Source organism: Variovorax sp. TLI9-5A, assembly GCF_056867935.1.
Genome location: NZ_CP200310.1, coordinates 3,591,101 through 3,614,930 on the forward strand (window position 1 = coordinate 3,591,101; position 23,830 = coordinate 3,614,930).

The 23,830-nt window shown below is 68.9% G+C and carries 21 protein-coding genes; 11 read left to right on the forward strand and 10 right to left on the reverse strand.

The features are described 5' to 3' along the window. Positions 1-7 precede the first annotated feature (7 nt). Both AC1VNX_RS16980 and AC1VNX_RS16985 read right to left on the reverse strand, forming a co-directional pair. Positions 8-532 carry a GNAT family N-acetyltransferase gene (locus AC1VNX_RS16980; protein WP_483157740.1) on the reverse strand — a complete coding sequence of 175 codons (525 nt, stop codon included), beginning with the start codon at positions 530-532 and terminating at the stop codon, positions 8-10. Between the two features lie 42 nt (positions 533-574). Beyond that, positions 575-1,765 (reverse strand): MFS transporter, encoded by a 1,191-nt coding sequence (locus AC1VNX_RS16985; RefSeq protein ID WP_483157741.1) that lies wholly within the window; start codon positions 1,763-1,765, stop codon positions 575-577. 94 nt (positions 1,766-1,859) lie between these two features. On the opposite strand from AC1VNX_RS16985, the gene AC1VNX_RS16990 reads away from it, so the two are divergent. Further along, complete coding sequence (locus tag AC1VNX_RS16990) at positions 1,860-2,822, forward strand: LysR family transcriptional regulator (RefSeq protein WP_483157742.1); 963 nt, start codon at positions 1,860-1,862, stop codon at positions 2,820-2,822. On the opposite strand, the gene AC1VNX_RS16995 is transcribed toward AC1VNX_RS16990, so the two are convergent. The 3 genes from AC1VNX_RS16995 to AC1VNX_RS17005 are packed head-to-tail and all read right to left on the reverse strand — an operon-like array spanning position 2,771 to position 5,849. Then, a complete protein-coding gene (locus AC1VNX_RS16995; RefSeq protein WP_483157743.1) occupies positions 2,771-3,541 on the reverse strand; it encodes a fumarylacetoacetate hydrolase family protein in 771 nt (256 codons plus the stop codon). The two genes, AC1VNX_RS16990 and AC1VNX_RS16995, sit on opposite strands and share 52 nt — an antisense overlap. Before the next feature lie 30 nt (positions 3,542-3,571). Beyond that, a complete protein-coding gene (locus AC1VNX_RS17000) occupies positions 3,572-4,549 on the reverse strand; it encodes a Bug family tripartite tricarboxylate transporter substrate binding protein (protein WP_483157744.1) in 978 nt (325 codons plus the stop codon). A gap of 58 nt (positions 4,550-4,607) precedes the next feature. Beyond that, the gene (locus AC1VNX_RS17005; protein WP_483157745.1) at positions 4,608-5,849 is read right to left on the reverse strand and encodes a pyridoxal-phosphate-dependent aminotransferase family protein; all 1,242 of its coding nucleotides are present in this window, start codon (positions 5,847-5,849) and stop codon (positions 4,608-4,610) included. A gap of 120 nt (positions 5,850-5,969) precedes the next feature. Between AC1VNX_RS17005 and AC1VNX_RS17010 the strand changes: the two genes are divergently transcribed. The 4 genes from AC1VNX_RS17010 to AC1VNX_RS17025 all read left to right on the forward strand — a co-directional run bounded on the left by AC1VNX_RS17010 (position 5,970) and on the right by AC1VNX_RS17025 (position 11,624). After that, positions 5,970-6,662 carry a GntR family transcriptional regulator gene (locus AC1VNX_RS17010; RefSeq protein WP_483157746.1) on the forward strand — a complete coding sequence of 231 codons (693 nt, stop codon included), beginning with the start codon at positions 5,970-5,972 and terminating at the stop codon, positions 6,660-6,662. A 35-nt stretch (positions 6,663-6,697) separates the two neighbouring features. Further along, complete coding sequence (locus AC1VNX_RS17015) at positions 6,698-9,775, forward strand: FAD-binding and (Fe-S)-binding domain-containing protein (RefSeq protein ID WP_483157747.1); 3,078 nt, start codon at positions 6,698-6,700, stop codon at positions 9,773-9,775. A 77-nt stretch (positions 9,776-9,852) separates the two neighbouring features. Beyond that, complete coding sequence (locus tag AC1VNX_RS17020) at positions 9,853-11,091, forward strand: YbfB/YjiJ family MFS transporter (RefSeq protein ID WP_483161971.1); 1,239 nt, start codon at positions 9,853-9,855, stop codon at positions 11,089-11,091. Next, positions 11,088-11,624: a methylated-DNA--[protein]-cysteine S-methyltransferase gene (locus AC1VNX_RS17025; protein ID WP_483157748.1), complete on the forward strand. Its 537-nt coding sequence runs from the start codon at positions 11,088-11,090 to the stop codon at positions 11,622-11,624. Before AC1VNX_RS17020 ends, AC1VNX_RS17025 begins: the two co-directional genes overlap by 4 nt. Here the strand turns inward: AC1VNX_RS17025 and AC1VNX_RS17030 are convergent. Then, positions 11,621-12,850, reverse strand: a complete 1,230-nt coding sequence (locus AC1VNX_RS17030; RefSeq protein ID WP_483157749.1) for an MFS transporter — start codon at positions 12,848-12,850, stop codon at positions 11,621-11,623. The genes AC1VNX_RS17025 and AC1VNX_RS17030 overlap by 4 nt on opposite strands. 57 nt (positions 12,851-12,907) lie before the next feature. Continuing rightward, on the reverse strand, positions 12,908-13,846 hold the full coding sequence (locus AC1VNX_RS17035) for a LysR family transcriptional regulator (protein ID WP_483157750.1): 939 nt from the start codon (positions 13,844-13,846) through the stop codon (positions 12,908-12,910). 129 nt (positions 13,847-13,975) lie between these two features. On the opposite strand from AC1VNX_RS17035, the gene AC1VNX_RS17040 reads away from it, so the two are divergent. Next, positions 13,976-14,842 (forward strand): NmrA family NAD(P)-binding protein, encoded by an 867-nt coding sequence (locus tag AC1VNX_RS17040; protein ID WP_483157751.1) that lies wholly within the window; start codon positions 13,976-13,978, stop codon positions 14,840-14,842. Here the strand turns inward: AC1VNX_RS17040 and AC1VNX_RS17045 are convergent. Then, positions 14,839-15,726: a LysR substrate-binding domain-containing protein gene (locus AC1VNX_RS17045; protein ID WP_483157752.1), complete on the reverse strand. Its 888-nt coding sequence runs from the start codon at positions 15,724-15,726 to the stop codon at positions 14,839-14,841. The genes AC1VNX_RS17040 and AC1VNX_RS17045 overlap by 4 nt on opposite strands. 141 nt (positions 15,727-15,867) lie before the next feature. On the opposite strand from AC1VNX_RS17045, the gene AC1VNX_RS17050 reads away from it, so the two are divergent. Continuing rightward, positions 15,868-16,971: an MFS transporter gene (locus AC1VNX_RS17050; protein ID WP_483157753.1), complete on the forward strand. Its 1,104-nt coding sequence runs from the start codon at positions 15,868-15,870 to the stop codon at positions 16,969-16,971. After that, positions 16,968-17,588 carry a pyridoxamine 5'-phosphate oxidase family protein gene (locus AC1VNX_RS17055; RefSeq protein WP_483157754.1) on the forward strand — a complete coding sequence of 207 codons (621 nt, stop codon included), beginning with the start codon at positions 16,968-16,970 and terminating at the stop codon, positions 17,586-17,588. Before AC1VNX_RS17050 ends, AC1VNX_RS17055 begins: the two co-directional genes overlap by 4 nt. 69 nt (positions 17,589-17,657) lie before the next feature. On the opposite strand, the gene AC1VNX_RS17060 is transcribed toward AC1VNX_RS17055, so the two are convergent. Continuing rightward, the gene (locus tag AC1VNX_RS17060; RefSeq protein ID WP_483157755.1) at positions 17,658-17,819 is read right to left on the reverse strand and encodes an HHHH-motif protein; all 162 of its coding nucleotides are present in this window, start codon (positions 17,817-17,819) and stop codon (positions 17,658-17,660) included. A gap of 204 nt (positions 17,820-18,023) precedes the next feature. Beyond that, the gene (locus tag AC1VNX_RS17065) at positions 18,024-19,871 is read right to left on the reverse strand and encodes a M48 family metallopeptidase (protein ID WP_483157756.1); all 1,848 of its coding nucleotides are present in this window, start codon (positions 19,869-19,871) and stop codon (positions 18,024-18,026) included. Between the two features lie 229 nt (positions 19,872-20,100). Between AC1VNX_RS17065 and AC1VNX_RS17070 the strand changes: the two genes are divergently transcribed. From AC1VNX_RS17070 to AC1VNX_RS17080, 3 genes are all read left to right on the forward strand, one after another. Beyond that, positions 20,101-20,976 (forward strand): CmcJ/NvfI family oxidoreductase, encoded by an 876-nt coding sequence (locus AC1VNX_RS17070; protein ID WP_483157757.1) that lies wholly within the window; start codon positions 20,101-20,103, stop codon positions 20,974-20,976. 141 nt (positions 20,977-21,117) lie between these two features. Further along, on the forward strand, positions 21,118-22,350 hold the full coding sequence (locus AC1VNX_RS17075; RefSeq protein ID WP_483157758.1) for a multidrug effflux MFS transporter: 1,233 nt from the start codon (positions 21,118-21,120) through the stop codon (positions 22,348-22,350). Further along, positions 22,350-23,819 carry an MFS transporter gene (locus AC1VNX_RS17080; RefSeq protein WP_483157759.1) on the forward strand — a complete coding sequence of 490 codons (1,470 nt, stop codon included), beginning with the start codon at positions 22,350-22,352 and terminating at the stop codon, positions 23,817-23,819. Before AC1VNX_RS17075 ends, AC1VNX_RS17080 begins: the two co-directional genes overlap by 1 nt. The last annotated feature ends 11 nt before the right edge of the window (positions 23,820-23,830 follow it).

The window sequence follows — 23,830 nt, forward strand, 5'->3', positions numbered from 1 at the left end:
CGGGTATTCAGCAGACGCCCAGCACGTGGTTCTCGTGGCGGCCGTCTCCCAGCGCGAACCAGGCCGTGCCCTTGCGGGTGAAGCCGTGCTTTTCGTAGAAGGCGCATGCGCGCCGGTTCCGGACGTTGACGGTGAGCCAGAGGGCGTCGTTGCCCGTGCGGGCATGTACCGTGGCTCGGGCTTCGTGCAAGAGGGCGGAGCCCACGCCCGATCGGGTGAAGGGCTCCTGCACGTAGAGCGTGCGCAGCTCGGTGCTGGCGGCGGGAAACAGCTCCTGCGGAGCACCGAAGTGCAGGCGGGCGTAGCCGGCGAGATGGCCATCGGTCTCGGCGACGAGCAGGGCGGTGGCCGAGTCATTCATCAACGAAACGAACGCGGCGGGCGTGAACTCGTCTAGCACGTAGCGCGCGAGCAGCTCGTTGACGCCTTCGGTCGCATAGGTGCCTAGCCAGACCTGGATGGACAACGCCGCCAGCGCGGGAGCGTCGGCGGCGATGGCGGGGCGGATCTGAAGGGAAGTGCTGCGGGGCATGGGGCCGCGCGATTGTGCTCTCGCGCTCCCCAAAAGAAGAACTCAGGCCTGGGCCGAGGCGCAATCGGCCAGCGCGTTGCGCGGCTCGCGCCTGTCGAGCGCGCGGCTCCACAGCGCGATGGCCAGCCCCACCAGCGTGAGCAGCGCGGCCACCCAGCCCAGTGCGCGCAGGCCGGGGCCGTGGTCGATCACCACGCCGCCGACCCAGGCGCCGAGCGCGTTGCCCAGGTTGAACGCCGCGATGTTCAGGCTCGAAGCCAGGTTCTGGCCGGCTCCGGACGCCTTCTCCAACACCCGCAGCTGCATCGGCGCAACGGTGGCGAAGGAAGCCACGCCCAGCAGGCCGACGAACACCACTGCGGTGAAGGGCGTGCCGATGGTGAACTGCATCGCGCCGAGCACCACCGCCAGCGCCACCAGCGTGCCGAACACGGCCGCCATCGGCGCGCGGTCGGCCAGCTTGCCGCCGAGCAGGTTGCCGACCGCGAGGCCGCCGCCGAACACCAGCAGGATCGGCGACACCGCCGATTCCGACAGGCCGGTGACTTGGGTGAGCAGCGGCTGGATGTAGGTGTAGACCACGAACACGCCGGCAAAGCCGAGCACCGTCATCGCCAGGCCGAGCAGCACCTGCGGACGCGCCAGCACGCCCAGTTCCTCGCGCAGCGGCACGGCCTTGGCCACGTCCTTGACGCGGGGAACGAACACCGAGAGCACCGCGAAGGCCAGCACGCCGATCGCCGTCACGGCCCAGAAGGTCGAGCGCCAGCCGAAATGCAGGCCCAGCCATGCGCCGGCCGGCACGCCGAGCAGCGTGGCGGCGGTCAGGCCGGTGAACATGATCGCGATGGCCGAGGCGCGGCGTTCCGGTGGCACCAGCCCGGTGGCGACCACCGAGCCGACGCCGAAGAAGGTGCCGTGCGCCAGCGAGGTGACGACGCGCGCGGCCATCAGCATTTCGTAGTTGGGCGCGAGGGCACAGGCGAGATTGCCGAGCGTGAAGATCGCCATCAGCGCGAGCAGCACCGTCTTGCGCGGCAGTTTGCGGGTGGCGATGGTGAGCACCGGCGCGCCCACCGCCACCCCGAGCGCATAGCCCGAGATCAGCAGGCCGGCGGCCGTGATGGAGACGTGAAGATCCGTCGAGACCTGCATCAGCAGGCCCATGATGACGAACTCGGTGGTGCCTATTCCGAAGGCACCGGCGGTGAGGGCGAGTAGAGCGATTGGCATGATGCCCTGTACTGTGAGGACGAATGCCATCGATGACTAGAATGCCACGGCTACATAGACTTGTGATTTGAAGTCACAGAACGGAGAAGGAGCCATGCCACGCATCGAGGTCAACCGCTCCGGCGAAATGGAAGCCTTCGTGCAGGTGGTGGAGTCGGGCGGTTTCTCGTCCGCCGCGCGCCTGCTGGGCATGACACCCTCGGCCGTGAGCAAGCTTGTGGCGCGGCTGGAGCTGCGCCTGGGCATCCAGCTGGTCCACCGCTCGACACGCAAGCTGCAACTCACGCCCGAGGGCACCGAGTTCTACGAGCGCAGCCTGCGCGTGCTGGCCGACATGGACGAGGCCGAGCGCTGCGCCGCCGCCGGCGCCGCGCCGCGCGGGCGGGTGGGCATCAACGCCAGCGTCTCGTTCGGCCACCACAAGCTGGTGCCTCTGGTGCCGCGCCTGCTGGAGATGCATCCGGAGATCACGCTGGACATCGCGCTGACCGACCGCATCGTCGACCTGATGGACGAGCGCGCCGATATCGCGATCCGCTGGGGGCAACTGCCGGCCTCCGATCTCGTGGCGCGCCGGCTGGGCGAGACCAGCCAGTCCATCGTCGCCGCGCCGGACTACCTCGCCAAGTACGGCACGCCGCGCACGCCGCAGGAGCTCGAGGCCCACAACCGTCTCGGCTGGAGCTACCGCCGCAACACGCCCGACTGGCCGCTGCGCGTGGACGGCCGCATGCAGTGGCTGCCCGTTGCCGGGCCGGTGCGCGCGGGCGATGGCGAAACGCTGCGGCAGCTGGCCATCGCAGGGGCGGGCGTGGCGCGGCTGTCGCTGTATCACATACAGCACGACATCGATGCTGGCCGGCTGGTGCCGCTGCTGGAGGAATTCAATCCGGCCGAGGTGGAGCCGATCCACGCGGTCTACATCGGCAAGGCTGGCACGCTGCCCGCGCGGGTGCGGGCGGTGCTCGACTTCCTGGTGGCTTGTTCAGGCGTGGGAGGCGGACGCTACACGCTCAAGCGCACGGCGCCGATGCCGGGAAACTCGGCCGTCACCTGATCGCCGCGCCGGCAGGGCAGCACACCCACCCATGAGCCGGTGGTGACGACGGTGCCGGCCGGCGCCGTCTGCCCGTTGCGCGTGATGTGGCGCAGCCAGATCGGCAGCAGCCATGCCGGATCGGCCAGCGGATGCGTGCCTTCGCGCACCACGACCTCGCCATTGCCGATCTTCGTTTCGCAGCGTTGCGAGGCCCAGTCGACGGCGGCAAAAGGCTTCCACTCGCCGATCACGAGCGCGCCGTGCACCTGCGAGTCGGCCAGGCGCAGCAGGGCGGGCGTGGAGGGGAGGTCCTGCCAGCGTGCATCGACGATTTCCACGGAGACGGCCATGGCGTCGATCAGCGCCGCCGAGTTCTCATGATCGAGCTTCGCGGCTTGCGCGGGCGTCACGTCCTGACCGAGCCGCAGCGCGATCTCGGCCTCGATGCCGGGCGTGTGGAAAGCCAGATCGCCGAAATCCGCCGGGCTCTGCCGCACACCGGCCGGCGGCAGCGGCGCATGCGTGAGCGTCGCGCTGCGCGATCCGCCGCCGGACTTCCATGCGCGGGGCACGGGCTGGCTGTCGAACCAGCCGAGCGCTGCCGCGACGGCGTCCTGCACTTCATAGGCCTGCGCAGCGGTTTCGAGGGTGTCGAGCCAGGGCGTGGCGTCGAGGGTGCGGTTGCCGCGGCGCGCTGCCACGAGCGCGTCGGTGAGGGCGGTCTGGGATGAATTCATCTTCCGGATCTTCTCAGCAAAGCAGGCTCTTCAGGTCTCGACGTGCACGTTGCCGTCCTTCACCACCTTCGCCCACTTTGCGATCTCCGTGCTGATGAACTGCCTGAACTTGTCCTGCGAGCCGCCGCCGTCTTCCGCTCCGTAGGTGTCCAGCCGCTCCTGCACGTCGGGCATCGCCAGCACGGTGTTCACGTCGCGGTTCACCTTCTGCGCGATGGAGGCGGGCAGCTTGCCCGGGCCGGCCAGGCCGTACCAGGTGGTGGCCTCGAAGCCCTGGAAGCCTTGTTCCTGCATGGTCGGCACGTTGGGATGGCCCTTGGCGCGCTTGGTGCGCGTTTGCGCCACCGCGAGCACGCGGCCGTTCTTCACGTGCGGCGTGGCGGCCGTCATGGTTTCGAAGCTGTACTGGATCTGCCCGCCCATCAGGTCGGCCAGCAGCGGGCCGCTGCCCTTGTAGGGCACGTGCAGCGCATCGACGCCGCCCTGAAGCTTGAACATTTCCAGCGCCAGGTGCTGCGCCGAGCCCGCGCCGGCCGAGCCGAAGCTCAGCGTGCCGGGCGCGGCCTTGCAGGCGGCGACGATGTCCTTCACCGTGAGCGCCTTCTGCGCCGGGTTGGCGATCAGCAGGTTGGGCGTGACGCCCACCAGCACGATCGGCACGAAGTCGCGCTCGACGTTGTAGCGCAGCTTGGGCTGCAGGCTGGGCGCTAGCGCGTGGCTGTTGATGTGCGCCATCAGCAGCGTGCTGCCGTCGCTGGGCTGCTGCGCCACGTAGTCGGCCGCGAGCACGCCGGCCACGCCGCCCTTGTTCTCGACGATCACCTGCTGGCCCCACATGGTGGTGAGCTTCTGCGCGACCACGCGGGCCAGCGCGTCGGTGCCGCCGCCAGGCGGGAAGCCGACCACGATGCGCACCGGCCCGGTGGGCCATTCCTGCGCGAAGAGCCGGGGCACGCCCAGCGTGGCGGCCGCGGCGCCCGCGGCCTGGATCAACGAACGTCTCTGCATCTTCTCTGTCTCCGTCGTGGTGGAAATCCGATGCGCGCCGTCCGCGCTGCAAGCCTGTCTAAGCGGCTTTGCGCAGCGCGGCCGGGGCCGTGTGGCTCGAGAAATGGTCCATGGCGGCCTGCACGCCGCTGCCTGCCAGCTTGATGCCCGCGAGCTTCATGCCCATCTCGACGCCGGCGACCATGGCCACCAGCGTCAGGTCGTTGCTGTCGCCCAGGTGGCCCATGCGGAACATGCGGCCCTTGAGCTTGCCCAGGCCGGTGCCCAGCGAGAGGTCGAAGCGCTGGTGGATCAGGCGGCGCAGCGCGTCGGCGTCCACGCCCTCGGGCGTGATCACGCCGGTGAGCACCGGCGAGTACACCGCCGGGTCGGCGCACTGGATCGGCAAGCCCCAGGCGTTGACCGCGGCGCGCACGCCGGCGGCCCAGCGCTGGTGGCGCGCGAAGACGTTGTCCAGCCCTTCGCCGAGGATCATGTCCAGCGACTCCGAGAGGCCATAGAGCAGGTTGGTGTTGGGCGTATAGGGCCAGTAGCCGTCCTTGTTCATCTCGACGATCTCGTCCCAGGCCCAGAAGGCCTTGGGCAGCTTCGCGGTCTTCGAGACTTCGAGGGCGCGCGGCGAGAGCGCGTTGAAGCTGATGCCCGGCGGCAGCATCAGGCCCTTCTGCGAGCCGCTGACGCACACGTCCACGCCCCATTCGTCATGGCGGTAGTCGGCGCTGGCCAGGCCCGAGATGCTGTCGACCATCAGCAGGGCGGGGTGGCCCGCCGCGTCGATGGCCTTGCGCACCGAGGCGATGTCGGAGGTGACGCCGGTGGAGGTCTCGTTGTGCACCACGCACACGGCCTTGATCTTCCTCTCGGTGTCCTTGCGCAGGCGTGCCTCGATGAGATCGGCCTGCACGCCGCGGCGCCAGCTGGGCGCGTTCGGCAGTTGCGCGTCGGGGCCTTGCCAGGCGAGGAATTCGGTGGAAAGGCCCAGGCGCGTGGCCATCTTCTGCCACAGCGAGGCGAAGTGGCCGGTCTCGTACATCAGCACGTGATCGCCCGGGCTCAGCGTGTTGGCGAGCGCGGCTTCCCAGGCACCGGTGCCCGAGGCAGGGTAGATCGCGACCGGGTGCTTCGTCTTGAAGATCTGCCGGATGCCGCCCAGCACCTTCAGACCCAGTGTGCCGAACTCGGGCCCGCGATGGTCGATGGTGGGGAGGCTCATGGCCCGCAGGATGCGGTCGGGCACAGGGCTGGGACCGGGAATCTGGAGAAAGTGGCGGCCGGTGGGGTGGATGTCGAGTTGCAGCATGAACTCTCCTTTCGCATTCAGTTTTGCATTCAAAATTCATTTTTGCTTGATGGTTTACCCTGATATTCCAAGGTTGTGAGTCTTGTTTTTTGCATTCAAAATGCATTCAAGGGAAAAATCATGACAGCCGAAATCATCGAGATCTCCAGGCTCGCGCTGCACGACCAGGTGGCCGCGCGCCTGCGCACCATGCTGGTCGAAGGGCTCATCGCGCCCGGCGCCAAGCTCAACGAACGCGAGCTTTGCCTGCAGCTGAACGTGTCGCGCACGCCGCTGCGCGAAGCCATCAAGCTGCTCGCGGCCGAAGGGCTGGTCGACCTGCTGCCCAACCGCGGCGCGGTGGCGGTGAAGCTCACCGAGGCAGACGTGCTCGACACCTTCGAGGTGCTGTCCATGCTCGAGGGCATGTCGGGCGAGTTGGCCGCAAGGCGCATCACCGACGAGGAACTGTCCGAGGTGCGCGCGCTGCACTACGAGATGCTGGCCTGCTTCGCGCGGCGCGATCTCTCGGGCTACTACAGGCTCAATGCGCGCATCCACACCGCGATCAACGAGGCGGCGGCGAACCCGGTGCTGTCGAACACCTACCGCTCCATCAATGCCCGTGTGCAGTCGCTGCGCTTTCGCACCAACCAGAACGAGGCGAAGTGGAAGCACGCCGTCGAGGAGCACGAGCAGATGATCGACGCGCTCGCAAGGCGCGACGCCGAGGCCATGCGCAAGGTGCTCGTGTCGCACGTGCTGCGCAAGCGCGACACCGTGCTGGAGCTGCTTCGCGCCGGCGAGATCTATCCATCGGCCAAATCGAACTGAATCGAGCTCAGCCGGGCTTCACCCACGAAAACACCATGCGCATCGATCCCGCCAGCCACATGCAGCCAGCCGGAACAGTTCTTCCACCCAACGAGACCTGCGAGCTGCTTGCGCGCCGCCTGCGCGCCGAGACGCAAGGCGAGGTGCTCTTCGACGACGCCTCGCGCGGCCGCTACGCCACCGACGCGTCGATCTACCAGATCACGCCCGTCGGCGCCTTCGTGCCCACGAACGAGCGCGACATCGCCACCGCCATCGACGTCGCCCGCGACCTGAAGGTGCCCGTGCTCGCGCGCGGCGGCGGCACCAGCCAGTGCGGCCAGACCACCGGTGCGGCGCTTGTGATCGACAACAGCAAGCACTTTCGCCGCGTGCTCGACGTGAACGTGGAGCAGGGCACGGCCACCGTCGAACCCGGCCTGGTGCTCGACCACCTCAACGCGCAACTGAAGCAACATGGGCTGTGGTACCCGGTGGACGTGTCGACCAGCGCGCAGGCCACGCTGGGCGGCATGGCGGGCAACAACTCCTGCGGCTCGCGATCTATCGCCTACGGAAACATGGTGCACAACGTGCTCGGCGCGAGCGCGTGGCTGTCGAACGGCGAGCTGGTCGACTTCGGCCCGGTCGGCTCGCTGGGCGTGCGCGCGGCGGGCATCGCACAGTTCGTGCGCAGCCTCGCGCGGCAGCACCGCGAGGCGATGGCGGAGAACTGGCCCAAGGTCATGCGCCGCGTGGCGGGCTACAACCTCGACATCTTCGACAACCAGAGCGAGCGGCCCTACACGGCCGACGGCAGCGTGAACCTGGCGCACCTGCTGATCGGCTCCGAAGGCACGCTGGCCTACACCCGGAGCCTGAAGCTCAAGCTCGCGCCGCTGCCGCGCGCCAAGGTGCTGGGCATCGTCAACTTCCCGACCTTCCATGCCGCGATGGATTCGGCCCAGCACATCGTCAAGCTCGGCCCCACGGCGGTGGAGCTGGTCGACCGCACGATGATCGAGCTGAGCCTGACCAATCCGGCCTTCAAGCCGACGGTCGAGACCGCGCTGATCGGCAAGCCGGCGGCCATCCTGCTGGTGGAGTTCTCCGGTGCCGACAAGGCCTCGCTGCTGCCGCAGCTGAAGCAGCTCGTCGAGCTGATGGGCGACCTGGGCCTGCCCGGCAGCGTGGTCGAGATGCCCGACGAGGCGCGGCAGAAGAACCTGTGGGAGGTGCGCAAGGCCGGCCTCAACATCATGATGAGCCTCAAGGGCGACGGAAAGCCCGTGAGCTTCATCGAAGACTGCGCCGTGCCGCTGGAGCACCTCGCCGAATACACCGACGCGCTGACCGAGGTTTTCGCGAAGCATGGCAGCCGCGGCACCTGGTACGCCCATGCTTCGGTCGGCACGCTGCACGTGCGGCCGATCCTCGACATGCGCACCGACGGCGCCGCCAAGATGCGCGCCATCGCCGAAGAGGCGAGCGAGCTGGTGCGCAAGTACAAGGGCGCGTTCAGCGGCGAGCACGGCGACGGCCTGTGCCGCGGCGAATGGATCGAATGGCAGTTCGGCCCGGCCATCAACGAGGCCTTCCGCGCGATCAAGCGCAAGCTCGACCCCATCGACCTTTTCAACCCCGGCAAGATCATCGACCCGCCGCGCATGGACGACGGCGCGCTGTTCCGCTTCGCGCCGCCCACCGCGCCCAAGCCCTATCGCCGCATCGAGCTCAAGCCCGTGCTCGACTGGTCGGCCTGGAACGTCAACGCCGACCCGGTGACCGAAGTGACCACCGCTCCCGGCACTGGCGGCGACAGCACCGGCGGCCTCGCCAAGGCCGTGGAGATGTGCAACAACAACGGCCACTGCCGAAAGTTCGACGCCGGCACCATGTGCCCCAGCTACCGCGTGACGCGCGACGAGCAGCACCTCACGCGAGGCCGCGCCAACACGCTGCGGCTGGCGCTGTCGGGCCAGCTCGGCCCCGACGCCTTCACGAGCGAGGCCATGCACGAGACCATGGACCTGTGCGTGGGCTGCAAGGGCTGCAAGCGCGACTGCCCGACCGGCGTGGACATGGCGAAGATGAAGGTCGAGTTTCTCGATCACTACAAGAAGCGTCACGGCCACACGCTGAAAGACAGGCTGGTGGCGAACCTGCCCGACTACGCACACAAGGCCAGCCGCTTTCCGTGGCTGCTGAACCTGCGCAACAGCGTGCCCGGCGCCGCATGGCTGGGCGAGAAGCTGCTGGGCTTCTCGGCGAAGCGCTCGCTGCCCGAGTGGCGCGGCGACACCTTCTGGCGCGGCAAGGCGAACGAGCCGGGCCTGTTCGTCGAACGCGACGTGGCGCTGTCGATCGCGCGGCGCGGCGGCAAGGCTGCGGTGCTATTCGTCGACACCTTCAACGGCACCTTCGAGAGCGAGAACGCCTTCGCCGCCGCGCGCGTGCTGCAGGCTGCGGGCTACGTGCTGCACACGGTCGAGAAGAGCGGAGGGCATCACTGCTGCGGCCGCACCTTCCTGGCCAGCGGCATGGTCGAGGAGGCGAAGAAGAAGGCAGAGGCGCTGATCGACGCGCTGGTGCCGCTGGCGCGCGCGGGCGTGCCCATCGTCGGACTGGAGCCCTCGTGCCTGCTCACGCTGCGCGACGAGGCGCTGGTGATGGGCTTCGGCGAGAAGGCCGAGCTGGTGGCCAGGCATGCGCTGCTGTTCGAGGAATTCATCGCCCGCGAGCTGAAGCAGAACCGCTTCGAGCTGCCGCTGAAGCCCGCCGAGGCGCCCATCCTGCTGCACGGCCATTGCCACCAGAAAGCCTTCGGCGCGGTGAGCCCGGTGATGGAAGTGCTCAAGCTCATTCCCGGCGCACAGCCCGAGCTCATCGAAAGCTCCTGCTGCGGCATGGCCGGCAGCTTCGGCTACGAGGCCAGCCATTTCGAGGTGTCGATGAAGATGGCCGAGGCCAGCCTGCTGCCCGCCATCCGCGCGAAGCCCGGCGCCATCGTGGTGGCCGATGGCACCAGCTGCCGCCACCAGATCGGCGACGGCGCGCAGCGCGAGGCGGTGCACGTGGCGGTGCTGCTGGAGCGCCACCTGCTGCATACAGACCCGGTGCCCGAAGCGGGTTGAGCGGCCGGCGCCTGCAGGCCTGCGGCGGCTGCCGCAGAATGATCGGCAAACAGGCCCGCCTGCCGCCCGCCACAGCAATGCCGACGACGCTCGCTTCTCCACCCCCCATCTCCGTGCAGCCCACGCTGCGGCTCGCGTTCGCGCTCTCGATGGGCGCGGCTGTGTCGCTCGGCATCACGCGTTTCGCGTACGCGCTGCTGCTGCCGCCGATGCGCGCGGACCTGGGCTGGAGCTATGCGCTGGCTGGCGGCATGAACACGGCCAACGCGGTCGGCTATCTGGTGGGCGCACTCGGCACACCGGCGCTGATGCGGCGCTTCGGCGCGACTCGGCTTCTTGTATTCGGCGCGGTGCTGGCCAGCGTGTTCATGGCGGGCAGCGGTTTCGTCACCGATGCGTCGGCCTTGCTGCTGCAACGCCTGCTGGCGGGAGTGGCCAGCGCATGGGTGTTCGTGGCGGGCGGGCTGCTCGCGGCCCGGCTCAGCGAGGCGGGGTCCGCGCGTGGCGGCCTGTTGCTCGGCATCTACTACGGCGGCACCGGCTTCGGCATCCTGCTGTCGGCGCTGCTCGTGCCGCAGGTGCTGCGCGCGGCGGCCGGCGTGCCTCATGGCTGGGCCTGGGCGTGGTGGGCGCTGGCGGTGGCGAGCGCGGCTGCCACCTGCCTGCTGGCCTGGGCGGGACGCGCGATGCCGGATCGGCAAGCTGCGGCGCCCGCAGCGTCTGCCGCCTCATCGAGTTCGGCGCCGCCCGTCGCGCTGCACCGCTTCGGCTGGGCGCTCGCCGGCTATGCCTTGTTCGGCATGGGCTACATCGGCTACATGACCTTCGTGATCGCGCTGCTGCGCGAGCAGGGTGCCAGCGCCGGCTTCGTCACGCTGTTCTATGCCTTGCTGGGCATTGCCTGCGTGGCTTCCTCCAGGCTGTGGGCCGGGCTGCTCGACCGGTACCACGGCGGGCAGCCGCAGGCGCTGCTCAACGGGCTGCTGGGTGTGGCGACGCTGCTGCCGGTGCTGAGCTCGTCGGCGCCGGTAGCGCTGATCTCTGGCGTGCTCTTCGGCGCGGTGTTCCTGTCGGTGGTGGCCTCGACCACCGCGCTGGTGCGCCACAACCTGCCGCCATCGCACTGGGCTCATGGCATCAGCGCGTTCACCATCATCTTCGCGCTGGGGCAGATCGTCGGGCCCACGGTGACCGGCTGGATTTCCGATGGCCCGGGTGGTCTGGCGCGCGGGCTCGTGGCTTCGGCAACGGCCCTGTGGCTCGGCGCAGTGCTCGCATCGCGCCAGCATTCGCTGCAACGGGAGACATCGCGATGAGCGGCTTTGCCTTGTTCGAAACTTCCATCGGCATGTGCGCGCTGGCATGGGGCCCGCACGGGCTGGTCGGCGTGCAGCTGCCCGCCGACAACGGCGAGCCCGCCACGCGTGCGCGCATGCGGCAGCGCTTTCCCGATCTGCAGGAATGCCCGCCGAACGAGATGGCGCAGCGCGCCATCGAGGCCATCCAGGGCCTGCTGCGCGGCGTGCATGACGACCTGAGCCACATCGAGCTGGACATGAGCGGCGTGTCCGAATTCCACCAGCGCATCTACGCGATCGCGCGGCGCATTCCGCCAGGCCAGACGCGCACCTACGGCGAGATCGCCGAGGAATTGGGTGACAAGGGCCTGTCGCGCGCTGTGGGCCAGGCCATGGGCCACAACCCCTTCGCGCCCGTGGTGCCGTGCCATCGCGTGCTGGCGGCGGGCAACAAGCCGGGCGGCTTCTCGGCCGGCGGCGGCGCGTTGACCAAGCTGCGCATGCTCGACATCGAGGATGCGCGGCCGAACGGGATGGCTTCGCTCTTCTAGACAGCAGGCACCGGCAGCCGGTGCAGCGTCGCGATGCGTGACGCGAAGATGATCGCCGCCTGCAGCCCGAAGCCCGCGAGCGCCAGCAGCAGGCAGGCCGGCTCGCCCCATACGGCACCGACCATGCCGCCCAGCGCCGCGCCGATCGGCCGCGCGCCCGCATTGATGGTGAGGAACACGGCAGACACCCGGCCCAGCATCGTGGCCGCCGTCACGCTCTGGCGCAGCGTGGTCGACGTGATGACCCAGACCATCGGACCCGCGCCGAAGAGGAAGAACGAAAGCGCCGCGAGCGTTGCAGTCGGCACGACGAGCGTGGCTGCCATTGCCGCTGCGGCCAGCACCGCGACCGAGGGGCCGACCTGTATCGCGCGGCCGAAGGGCAGGCGCGCCACCACGCGAGGCGTCAACAGCGCACCGACGACCATGCCCGCGCCATACATGGCCAGCGTGAAGCCCACCGCCTGCGCGCCGAGGCCGAGCACCCGCACGGCGTAGGGCACGTAGCCCGCCTGCAGCACGAACCACGAGATGTTGAAGACCGCGCCGGTCAGCAGCATCGGGCGCAGCATCTCGTGCTGCCAGACGAAACGAGCGCCGTCGCGTACTTCGAGCAGCGGATGCCGGCCGGCGGAGGGCTCGCGCGGCGCTTCGCTCAATCGAAGCAGCAGGGCGACAGCTGCCGCCGACAGCACAGCGGCAAGCACGAACGCGGCTGATGCTCCGGCCCAAGCCACGAGGGCGCCCGCAAGCGCGGGCCCGGCGGTGAAGGCCGCGCTGCGCGCCAGCTCCAGCCGCCCGTTGGCCGTGGCCAGCGCTTCGCGCGGCACGAGCGCGGGCACCAACGCAGGCGCCGCGACGCTGAAGCCCACGGTGCCGACAGCGCCCAGAAACCCCAGCACTGCCAGCCACCCGATGCTCAGCTTCGACGCGAACACCATCGCCAGCAGCACGATCAGCGACACCGCCCGCAGCCCCTCGGCCCAGACCATCAGCCGTCGCCGCGACATGCGGTCCGCGAGCAGGCCCATGGGCATCGAGACCAGCAGGAAGGGCAGCGTCTGCACGGCCGCGAGAAAGCCGATCTCGCCGGGCCCGGCGCCGAGCGCCAGTACCGCAACCAGCGGAACGGCTGCGAGGCTCAGCTGCTCGGCGGACTGCGCGGCGAGGTTGGACCAGGCGAGATTCCGGAAGGAACGGGGGAGGAGGGGTGTTATTCGAGTCATGCCCTCATCGTGCGGGCGGCGGGCCTTTGCGGCTGGCCGTTTCCGGACGCGCGAGCGTCAGCGCCGTGGCTTTGGCTTCGGCATCGGTTTCGCTTCCGGCGAAACCACCTCCAGCACGAAGTCGATGAAGGCGCGCACCTTCGCCGCCGGCAGGTGGCGCGACGGATAGAGCGCGTGAAGCGGGAGCCGCTCGTCGGGCCAGTCGGGAAACAGGTCGACCAGTTCGCCGCTGTCGAGCTGCGGCTGGATGCCCACCGCCTTGATCTGCGCCACGCAGATGCCGGAAAGGACTGTCTCCAGCACGGTGCCTGGATCGGTGAGCAGCAGCCGCCCCGTGGTCGGCACTTCGACGAGCTTGCGTCCGCGATGGAACTCCCACGTGTACGGCTGCCCCGTGGCCGGGTTGCGCACCTGAAGGCAGGCGTGGCCGGCGAGGTCGACAGGCTTCGCTGGACGGCCGTGCCGCGCGATGTAAGCCGGCGTGGCCACGGTGACCACGCGCGAATCCATCAGCTTGCGGGAAACGAGCGACGACGAAGGCGGTTCGCCGAAGCGCACCGCGATGTCGAAGCCCTCGACCACCAGGTCGCCGAGCTGGTCGCGTGCGATGAGTTCCAGCGTGAGTTCGGGGTACTGCGCGAGAAAGCGCGGAAGGTGCCGCGCCAGCAGCAGTCGCGAAGTGAAGGCGTCGGTATTGACGCGCAGGCGCCCGCGCACCGCGCCCGATGCGCCAGCGGCGATCGTCACCGCGTCCTCGATGCCGATCACCAGCGGATTGATGTTGGCGTAGAGCTGGCGGCCCTCGTCGGTGAGGCTCAGCGAGCGGGTCGTGCGGTCGAACAGCCGTATGCCTATGCGGCCCTCGAGGCGGGCGATGGCTCGGCTGACGCCGGATGGGGTGAGGCCCAGTGCGTTGGCGGCGCTGGCGAAGCTGCCGCCTTCGACCACGGCGGCAAGCACGCTGACGTTGGAGAGGAGGCGTCCGTCGAGGGGCATTTTCTATTCGTGATCAGGTGTCATGAATGATATGCCGTGCGGTCGCTTTACTCAAAGATGAGCCGTTCCTACGATTCGTCCCGTCGCATGCGTCACCTCATCGAATCAACTCAGGAACAAGGAACTCTCATGTACGCAATCACCGGAATCACGGGGCAGGTCGGCGGCGCAGTCGCGCGTGCCTTGCTAGCCGGAGGGCAGCCGGTTCGCGCGGTCGTCCGCGATGAAGGCAAGGGCCGCCCCTGGGCCGCACTCGGCTGCGAGGTCGCCGTCGCCGAGATGGACGATGCAGAGGCGCTGACGCGTGCTTTCTCGGACGCGGCCGGCGTATTCGTCTTGCCGCCGCCCAACTTCGACCCCGAGCCCGGCTTTCCCGAAGTGAAGGCGGAGAACGCCGCGCTGCGCCAGGCGCTGGATGCAGCTCGGCCGGCGCGGGTGGTGTGCCTGTCTACGGTCGGCGCGCAGGCGGCCCAGCCCAATCTGCTGAGCCAGCGCACGTTGATGGAAGAGGCGCTGCGCACGTTGCCTTTCGCGATCACGTTCCTGCGGCCCGCCTGGTTCCTGGAGAACCTGCGCTGGGACATCGCGCAGGCCCGCGAACATGGCGTGTTGTCCAGCTATCTCCAGCCGCTCGACCGCGCGGTGCCGATGGTGGCCACGGCGGACGTGGGCCGCCTCGCCGCCGAGCTCCTGCTGCACGAGGGCGAACTGCCGCGCGTCGTCGAGCTCGAAGGACCGCAGCGGCTGACGCAGCACGACATTGCCGCGGCGCTCTCGCAAGTGTTGGGCCGCGCAGTGCGGGCCGAGGCGGTCCCGCGCGAGAACTGGGGCGCGATCTTCCGCGCGCAGGGTATGCGCGACCCGGTGCCGCGCATCCAGATGCTCGACGGCTTCAATGAAGGATGGATCCACTTCGAGGCCGACGATGCGAGCGTACGCAAGGGCAGTGTGGGCGTCGCGGAGGTGATCCGCTCGCTGATCGGCCAAGCCTGCTAGGCGCCTCGGGCCTGCATCTGCTCGAACCACTCGGCCACGTAGGAAGCCTCAGGTGCGGCATCGGGCGCCAGACCGTAGTAGTAGCGCTCCAGCGTCATGCGCAGGGCAGGCAGCGGCGACTGCAGGCGGCCCGAGGCGAGGTCGTGCGACACCAGCGAGGTTGGCGCCAGCGCGATGCCCAGTCCGTCGACCGCCGCCTGCAGCACGAAGTGCAGATGGTCGAACTGCAGCCGGCCCGCCGGCCTGGCGCGCGGCGCGCCGACCTGCTTCTTCCAGGCGTCCCAGTCGTCCTTGCGGGTGCGGGCCGAGAGCAGCACGTGCGAGGCGAGTGCGCGCAGGTCGGGCAGCGGGTGGGTCTTGAAGAGCGCGGGCGCGCCGACCACCATCACCTCGTCTTCGAGAAAGGGCTGCACCTCCATCGACGAGGGCCAGCCTTCGAGGCCCCGCCGCACGGCGATGTCGAAGCTGCCGACGGCTTCCTCGGGCATGACGGTGCTGGTGACCACCTGCGGCTCGATCTCCGGAAAGCGCTCGACGAAGGATGGCAGGCGCGGAATGAGCCAGCGCACCGCGAAGGAGGGCCGCACGTTGATGCGCACCGCGCGCGCCGGCCCCTGCGACTGCAGCGCCCGCGCGGCGGCGTTGATCTGCGCGAGCGCGGGCTGTACTTCGGCGAAGAACTGCTGGCCCTCGGCGGTGAGCGCGACCTGCCGGATGCGCCGCTCGAACAACGCGACGCCGAGGAATTCCTCGAGGCTCTTGATCTGCCGGCTCACCGCGCTGTGCGTGACGTGCAGTTCGAGCGCCGCGCGCGTGAAGCTGAGGTGGCGTGCCGCGGCGGCGAAGGCGCGCACGGCGTTCAAGGGAGGCTCTCGAAGCGGCATGCGTGCGATTTTCTCACGCATGACGGTCGTTAATGTCGTTTGTCGGCAAGGCGGGTGCCGTCGCACCATCGAGGCTCGATGCCACGCCCTTCACCCGATCCCCAAACATCCCCCACCGACCTGAATTCCCGCCATGCGGCGATGGCCCTCGGCCTTTCGCTGCCGGCCGACGTGGTGCTCTACCTGCTGCTGCCGATGTACGCGAGCCAGTTCGGCGTGACGCTCGCCGAGGCCGGCATGCTGCTCGCGGCCAACCGGCTGGTGCGCATTGCCGGTTACGGCTTCGTGGCCCGCTTCTACGCCCGCAGCGGCGACCGGCTGACCTGCACCATCGCGGTCGTGGCGGCTGCGGTGTGCGGGCTGGGCTACGCGACGCTCTCGGGCTTCTGGGCGCTGCTGCCGCTGCGGCTGATGTGGGGCCTGTGCTTCGCGGCGCTGAACCTGTCGACGCAGGCACTGGCCACGGCCGACCCGGTGGGCGCGGCGCGGCGCAACGGGCGTTCGCGTGCCTTCATCGCGCTGGGGCCTGTGCTCGCGCTGCCGCTGGGTGCGCTGCTGGCGCACTGGACAGGGCCGCGCGCGATCTTCGGCATCCTCGCGGTGTTCTCGCTGCTCGCATGGTTCGTCACGCGGCGGCTTCCGGCAGCGCCGCATCCCGTGAGCAAGCCGGCGAGGCGCTTCAAGCTGCCCAACAACCTGGACAGCTGGTCGTTCATGGAAGGGCTGGCGCTCGACGGGCTCTTCATCGTCGGCCTCTCCTATCTGGGCAAGGACCTGCTGCCCGGCGGCGCCGTGATCGTGGCCGGCGTGTTGATGGCACTGCGCTATCTCGCGGAGATCTTGCTGAGCCCAGTCGGCGGGCGCATGGCCGAGCACTTCGGCGCCGAGCGCCTGCTGGTGAGCCTGTCGCTCGTCACCGCCATCGCGCTCGTGGGCTTCGGCTTCGGCTGGCTGTGGAGCTGCGCGGCGCTGATCGTGGTGCTGCGCGCACTGCAACTGCCGCTGTTGCCGCCCATTGTGGCCCGCCGCACACCTGGGCCGGAACGCGTGCAGGCGCTGGCGGCGCGCTCGGTATGGCGCGACATCGGCGCCGGTGCCGGACCTCTGATCGCGGGCCTGCTGCTGCCGGTCGCGTCGCCGCCGTGGATCTACGGCGTGGCCGCCTTGCTGCTCGCGATGGCGGCACTGGCCTGCGGCTGGAGCGCGTCGCCACAATCCACCAACATCCAGCAGGAAAGCACATGACGACCTCTCACACGATCGAAACCGTTGCCCAGCTCGAAGCCCTTTTCGGAGTGCCCGGCGAGGCCTCGCTGAAGAAGGAGGTGCCTTACCTGCACCCGAGCTACCAGGCGCTGATCGCCGCCTCGCCCTTCGCGGTGCTGGCCACCATCGGCCCGGGCGGGCTGGACGCTTCTCCGCGCGGCGACCCGCCGGGCTTTGTCGCGGTGCAGGACGAGAAGACGCTGCTCATGCCCGAGCGGCGAGGCAACAACCGCATCGACAGCCTGCGCAACATCGTGGCCGATCCGCGCGTGGCGCTGCTGTTCCTGATTCCGGGTGTGGGCGAGACGCTGCGGGTGAACGGCAGGGCGCAGCTCACGGTCGAGCCGGCGCTGCTGGAGCGCTTCGCCATGGAGGGCAAGCAGCCGCAATGCGTGATCCGCGTGACGGTGGAGACGGTGTTCTTCCAGTGCGCCCGGGCGATCCAGCGTTCGAAGCTGTGGGCGCCGCTGCCGGCGGATGCGAAGCGCGAGGTGCCGACGCCCGGGGCCATCCTGTCGGCGATGACCGAAGCGGCCTTCGATGGCGAGGCCTACGACCGGGAGCTGCCGGCGCGGCAGCGGGCGACGCTGTACTGAGCTGGTCCAAAACGTAGAAAGCCCGCGTAAGCGGGCTTTCTACTGCGGTCCGTGGACCGAGAGGCCGGATCAGCGCACCCAGTGGCAGACGCGGTGGTGATGGCGCGCATCCCACTTGCACACCTTGTGCTTCTTGGGATGGTGGTAGGGCGCGGCCGAGGCGGCCGGTGCCAGCACGGCGAGGCCGGCGAAAGCGAGGATGCTGGAGATGATGAAATGCTTGGTCTTCATGGCGTTCTTTCTAGGCAATGACATCGATGGACTGGAATGCGTCGTTGAATGGGCGCCCTTCCAGAACGGCTGTGGGCAACATTCAGATGACGTTTGTGACCGCGAGGAACGTGAAAAACCGCACCAATCGCGGCACATGGAATGGCGCCCGGACGGCCCCGATCGCACCCGCCGAAGACCGAAAAGCGGCCGTGGTCACCGATTTCACGGCTGTTGCCGAGCCCTCATGATCTGGTGGCGCCGCCAGTAGTGGCCGACGACGCCCTTGAAGTTTTCCTTCTGCTTGCCGAGGCCCGCGAGCTTCACCTTGGTGGTTCGCGCGCCCAGCATGCCCTTGTCGTGGTGGGTGACGATGAGGGTGTCGCCGAAGCTGCTGTCCTTGTAGGTCAGGCTCTTGACCTCGTCCCACGGGATGGTCGAAGCCCCGTCGGCACTGGGGTGCATGCCCTCGTAGCTGATGTCGATGCGCTCGCCGTTCTTCAGCGCGAAGCCCACCGGCGGAAAATGGCGCAGCACCACGATGCGCTCTTCCTCGGTCGCCGGCTCGTAGCGGTAGGCCAGGCTCAGCTCGTGGTTCTGCACGAAGCGCTGCTCGTATTCGCTCCACAGGCGCTGCTCGATGGCGCCGGCGGTCTCGATCTCGTCGGCCCACGAGGCCTGGGGTGCGGTCGCGACGATGCCGCCGTAGGCGTTCTCGGGCACGTGGTGGCCGACGTTGCGCATGCGATCAAGCAGCGGCGGGTGGCTGTCGTAGGGGTGCGGCACGCCGGCCGTCTTCATCGCCTCGATGAAGGCTTCGGAGTTGGCGTAGGGCGGCAGCCCGTCGGCCACGAAGCGGGCGATGCCCAGCGCACCGTCATGCTCGCGGTCCTGCTCGAAGAGCTTCCGCTCCACGTCGTTGCGGTAGCTCGCGTAGGCCGAGATCTTGATGAGCGACTGCACGATGGCGTGCGGCGCCGTGAGGCCGGCGGCCACGCGGTCGGCCTTGTATTCGCGCTCGCGGCTGTCGCGGGCCAGCGCGAAGGCGAAGATCATGCGGTACAGCCGCAGCAGGTAGTGCGCCACGATGGTGAGGCCGCCGCTTCGCATCTTCCAGGTGTACTGGTCGAACTGCAGCAGCTTGGGGCCCAGCGCTGCGCTGCTGCGGGTGTCGCCGCCGCCCAGGTGGGCGAGTTCGTGCGCGAGCACAGCGTCGGCTTCGGTCTGGTCGAGCACGCGCAACAGCGGCAGGCTCACGAAGAGCGTGCGGCCCTGCAGGGGGCGCCCCTTGACCTCGCAAGGGGCCTCGGTCACGAAGAAGTTGGTGTCGATGCCGGCCACGACCTGGTCTGGCGGCGCCGTCTTCACGCGGCCGGCGAGCTGGCGGATGCGCTCCCACAGGCGCGGCGCGTCGGCCTGCGACACCAGCTCGCCCTCGATCTCGTTGCCCGAGGGCAGTTTCTTGAACAGGGTGTAGATCGCATAGAACACCGCCGCGCCGGCCGCGATGCCCGCCAGCGCGATGAGCTTGACGTAGTAGCTGTGCCAGAAATACGCGGTGAGCCAGAACGACAGCCACACCAGCATCGCGCTCTGCAGCACGACTTCGACCGCGCTCGACACCGTCATGAGCCGCCAGCCCGCGACGAAGCTGGCGTAGCGCAGGCCCCGGTTGGCGAAGGCCAGCGCGCCGAGCACCAGCGCCGCGGCGAGCAGCGCGGCACCGAGCACGATGGTCCAGATGGCGGCGCGGTCGGCCCAGTGGAACTGCCACTGCATCGAATAGGGGCTGCACACCTTGTCATGGAAATTCCGGTCTTCGGGCGCGGTCGCGTCGCAGGCCCTGGAGAGCTGGTGGCTGCGGTAGAAGCCGGTTGCCTCGGCCTTGTCGGCGGGTGTGAGGCGGCTGTCGTTGGCGATGCGCTTTTCCATCGCCTGCAGGAATTCGGCGTCCTGCGAACGCAGCGCGTATTCGGTGAAGGCAAGCGTGGCCGCCGGAATGGCGAACAGCGATACGAGCGTGAGAACGAACACGCGCAAGAGGTCGGCGTGAACCGTGCGGGCGAGGGCCATGGGCGATCTTCTCCTGGATGACGAATGCTGCGAGTTGTTATGAACGGTCCTGGAAGCCGATAGCGTAGCGGGCACGGCGCATGCAGTGAAGCCGGGTGCTGCGTCAAGCGCGGCAGGGCACCACCTGCCGCTGAATATGGTTATCGCCTTTGCGTCGTTCCGCGCGCCGGGGCGCGGGTATAGCCTCTGTGCCCATTCGTCGAGGAACCGTTTCGAGGAGTCACATCGCATGAGCGCTGGGTCCAATGGACAGATGCTGGCCGCCAACCTGCCTTCGGTGGAGGCCGAGCTCAACTACCTGAAGGCGGGCCAGGGCCGGCCCGTGAGCTACACATTCGAGCCGCCGCCCGGCACGCCCTGGGTGACCGGTGAACTGGAGCCGCGCCGCGTGACCATCCGCGACGGCCGGCCACTGGTGGCGCTGAACGAGCTGACGCTCGACCGCAGCGGCTTCACGCAGATCTCGCACCGCAGTGCGCTCGCCGACTTCTCGCATGACGCGACGATCCGCGACGTCTACTACCGCGAGTCCGAAGCGCTGCTGCGCGACGTGACCGGCGCTGAGAAGGTCGTCGTGTTCGACCACACGCTGCGCGACAGCGCGCAGGGCTCGCGCCGCACGGCCGAGCTGCGCGAGCCGGTGCGCCGCGTGCACAACGACCAGACCTTCGTTTCCGCGCCGCGCCGCGTGCACGCGCACCTGCCGCCGGAAGAGGCCGAGGAGCGCCTGAAGAGCCGCTTCGCGATCATCAACCTGTGGCGACCGCTGGCCACGGTGGAGCGCCTGCCGCTCGCGCTGTGCGATGCGCGCTCCATTTCGCCGAAGGACCTGGTGCCCAGCGATCTGGTCTATCCCGACAAGGTGGGCGAGACTTACTCCTTCACCTGGAATCCGGAGCACCAGTGGTACTGGTTCCCGAGGCTTCGGCCCGACGAGGCGCTGCTGCTGAAGATCTACGACTCGCTCGAGCAGGGTGTGGCGCGCTACACCGCGCACACCGCCTTCGAGAACCCGACGGGCTCGCAGGAGGCGCCGCCGCGGCGCAGCATCGAGCTGCGCGCGCTGGTGTTCTGGCCCGCGAGCAAGTCGCCGCAGGGCAAGTAGTAAGACGAAACAGCTCATCCGGGCGCAGTTCCACAGCGCCGCACCCGCGCGATTCTTTGCCAGGAATTAGCGAGGGGAGGGCACCGAGGGTCGCAGACCCCACGCCAGCAGCGAGTGCCGCGCTTCGCGACAATCGCTGGAATGCGTTCTTCTCCGTTCTTCAAGATGGCCCTTCTGCTGGGCCTGCTCTCGGCCATCGGGCCATTCGCCATCGACATGTACCTGCCGGCGCTGCCCGCCATCGGACAGAGCCTGCATGCCGACATCGGCGCGGTGCAGATGAGCCTCACGGCCTTCTTCCTTTCGCTCGGCGCGGGTCAGTTGATCTACGGGCCTATCTCCGACATGGTGGGCCGCAAGCCGCCGCTGTACGCGGGGCTGCTGCTGTTCGCACTCGCCAGCATCGGCTGCGCGCTGGCGACCGACATCCAGACGCTGATCGTGCTGCGTTTCATCCAGGGCCTGGGCGCCGCCGCCGGCATGGCGATTCCGCGCGCGGTGGTGCGCGACCTGCACACGGGCACCGACGCCGCGCGGCTGATGTCGCTGCTGATGCTGGTGTTCAGCGTGTCGCCGATCCTCGCGCCGCTCGCGGGCAGCGCCGTCATCGCTTTTTCCGGCTGGCGCGGCGTGTTCTGGGCCGTGACCGTCGCAGCCGTGGCGGGCCTCGCCATGATGGTGAAGCTGCTCGGCGAAACGCGTCCGGCATCGGAGCGCGTCGAAAGCAGCCTGGGCAGTGCGCTCTCGGCCTACTGGCTGCTGCTGCGCGACTCGCACTACCTTGGGCTGGTGTTCATCGGCAGCTTCGCGATGGCGGGCTTCTTCACCTACCTCGCGAACTCCTCGTTCGTGATGATCGACCACTACGGCCTTTCGCCCGCGCTCTACAGCGTGGCCTTCGGCGTGAACGCGGCCGCCTTCATCGGCGCCTCGCAGTTCACCGGCGTGCTGGGCGAGCGCTACGGGCTGGTCAACCTCGTGAAGTTCGGCGTGGTGTGTTGCGGCGCCGCGATGATCGCGATGTTCGTCTACTTCGCGATGGGCGGCGACAGCATCTGGGTGCTCATCGTCCTGTACTTCATCGCCTCGGGCTTCATGGGCCTGGTGATTCCGACCACCGGCGTGCTCGCGCTCGAGATGCACGGCGCGATCGCAGGCACCGCCTCGGCGCTGCTGGGCACGCTGCAGATGCTCACGGGTGCGCTGGCGATGGCGGTGGTGGGCCTCTTCACCGATGGCAGGCCGCTGCCGATGGTGGCCGGCATGGCCGGCGGCGCGCTCATCGCGCTGGTGCTGACCTGGCTCACGCTGGGCGGCGTGCGATCCGAACCCACGGGTAAGGCAGGAAAGACAGGAAGGACACAGCAAGCCTGATGAACACGGTACGCGCAGGCGCCGCGCTCCCGGCCGCCGAAGACAACGACAACGGCGGCAACGCTGGGCCCCGGCCCATCGACGGGCTGGCACAGCCGGAGCGCGGCTGGGCGATGCTGGTCATCATCCTCGGGCTGATCGTGGCGGTGCTCGACGGCACCATCGTCAACCTGGCGCTGCCGGGCATCGCGCACAAGCTCAATGCCAGTCCCTCGCAGTCGATCTGGGTGGTCAACGCGTACCAGATCGCCACGCTGGTGATGCTGCTGCCGCTGGCCTCGCTGGGCGACCTCGTGGGCTACCGCCGCGTGTACCTGGTGGGCATGGCGGTGTTCACGCTGTCATCGCTGGCCGCAACCTTCGCCAACTCGCTGGGCACGCTGATCGCGGCACGCGCGTTCCAGGGCCTGGGCGCGGCGGGCATCATGAGCGTGAACGCGGCGCTGGTGCGACTCACGTACCCGTCGTCGCAACTGGGCAAGGGCATGGCGATCAACTCGCTGGTGGTGGCCACCTCGTCGGTGGCGGGGCCATCGGTGGCGGCGGCCATCCTGTCGGTGGCTTCCTGGCCCTGGCTCTTCGCCATCAACGTGCCGCTGGGCCTCGTCACCTTCGCGCTGGGCATGAAGGCGCTGCCTTTCAACCGCGTGCCGCCGGCCGCGGGCCTGCGCTTCTCGCCGGTGGATGTGGCGCTCAACGTACTGATGTTCTCGCTGGTGTTCCTGGGCGTGGACCGGCTCGGCGTGCGCGAGGGCTCGGTGCAGGACGGCGGCTCGCAGGCTTCGGCATGGGCGATCCTGCTGGCCGGGCTGGTGGTCGGCTTCGTCTACCTGCGTCGCCAGCGCAAGGAAGCGGTGCCGCTCTTTCCCATCGACCTGCTGCGCATTCCGGTGTTCGCGCTGTCGATGAGCACGTCGGTGGCGGCGTTCTGCGCGCAGATGCTGGCCTACATCGCGCTGCCTTTCCTGCTGCTGGATGTGTACGGCCGCAGCCACATCGAGGCAGGCTTGCTCATCACGGCGTGGCCGCTGGCCATCGTGGTGATGGCACCCATCGCGGGGCGGCTGATCGGCCGCTACCCCGACGGGCTGCTGGGCGGCATCGGGCTGGGCCTGCTGGCCGCGGGCCTGGCGCTGCTGGCGGCGCTGCCGGCGCATCCGGGCAATGCCGACATCGCCTGGCGCATGGCGCTGTGCGGGCTGGGCTTCGGCCTGTTCCAGTCGCCGAACAACCACACCATCGTGACCTCGCCGCCGGCGCACCGCAGTGGTGCGGCCAGCGGCATGCTGGGCACGGCCCGGCTTACCGGACAGACGCTGGGCGCCGTGGTGCTGGCGGGCGTCTTCAGCATCTGGAGCCCGCACGGGGGCCACGGGCCGGTGGTGGCGCTGGTGCTGGCGGCCAGTTTTGCCGCGGTGGCGGCGGTTTTCAGCAGCCTGCGGCTCAAGACGACAAGCCACGGCGGCTGAATGAGTTAGGG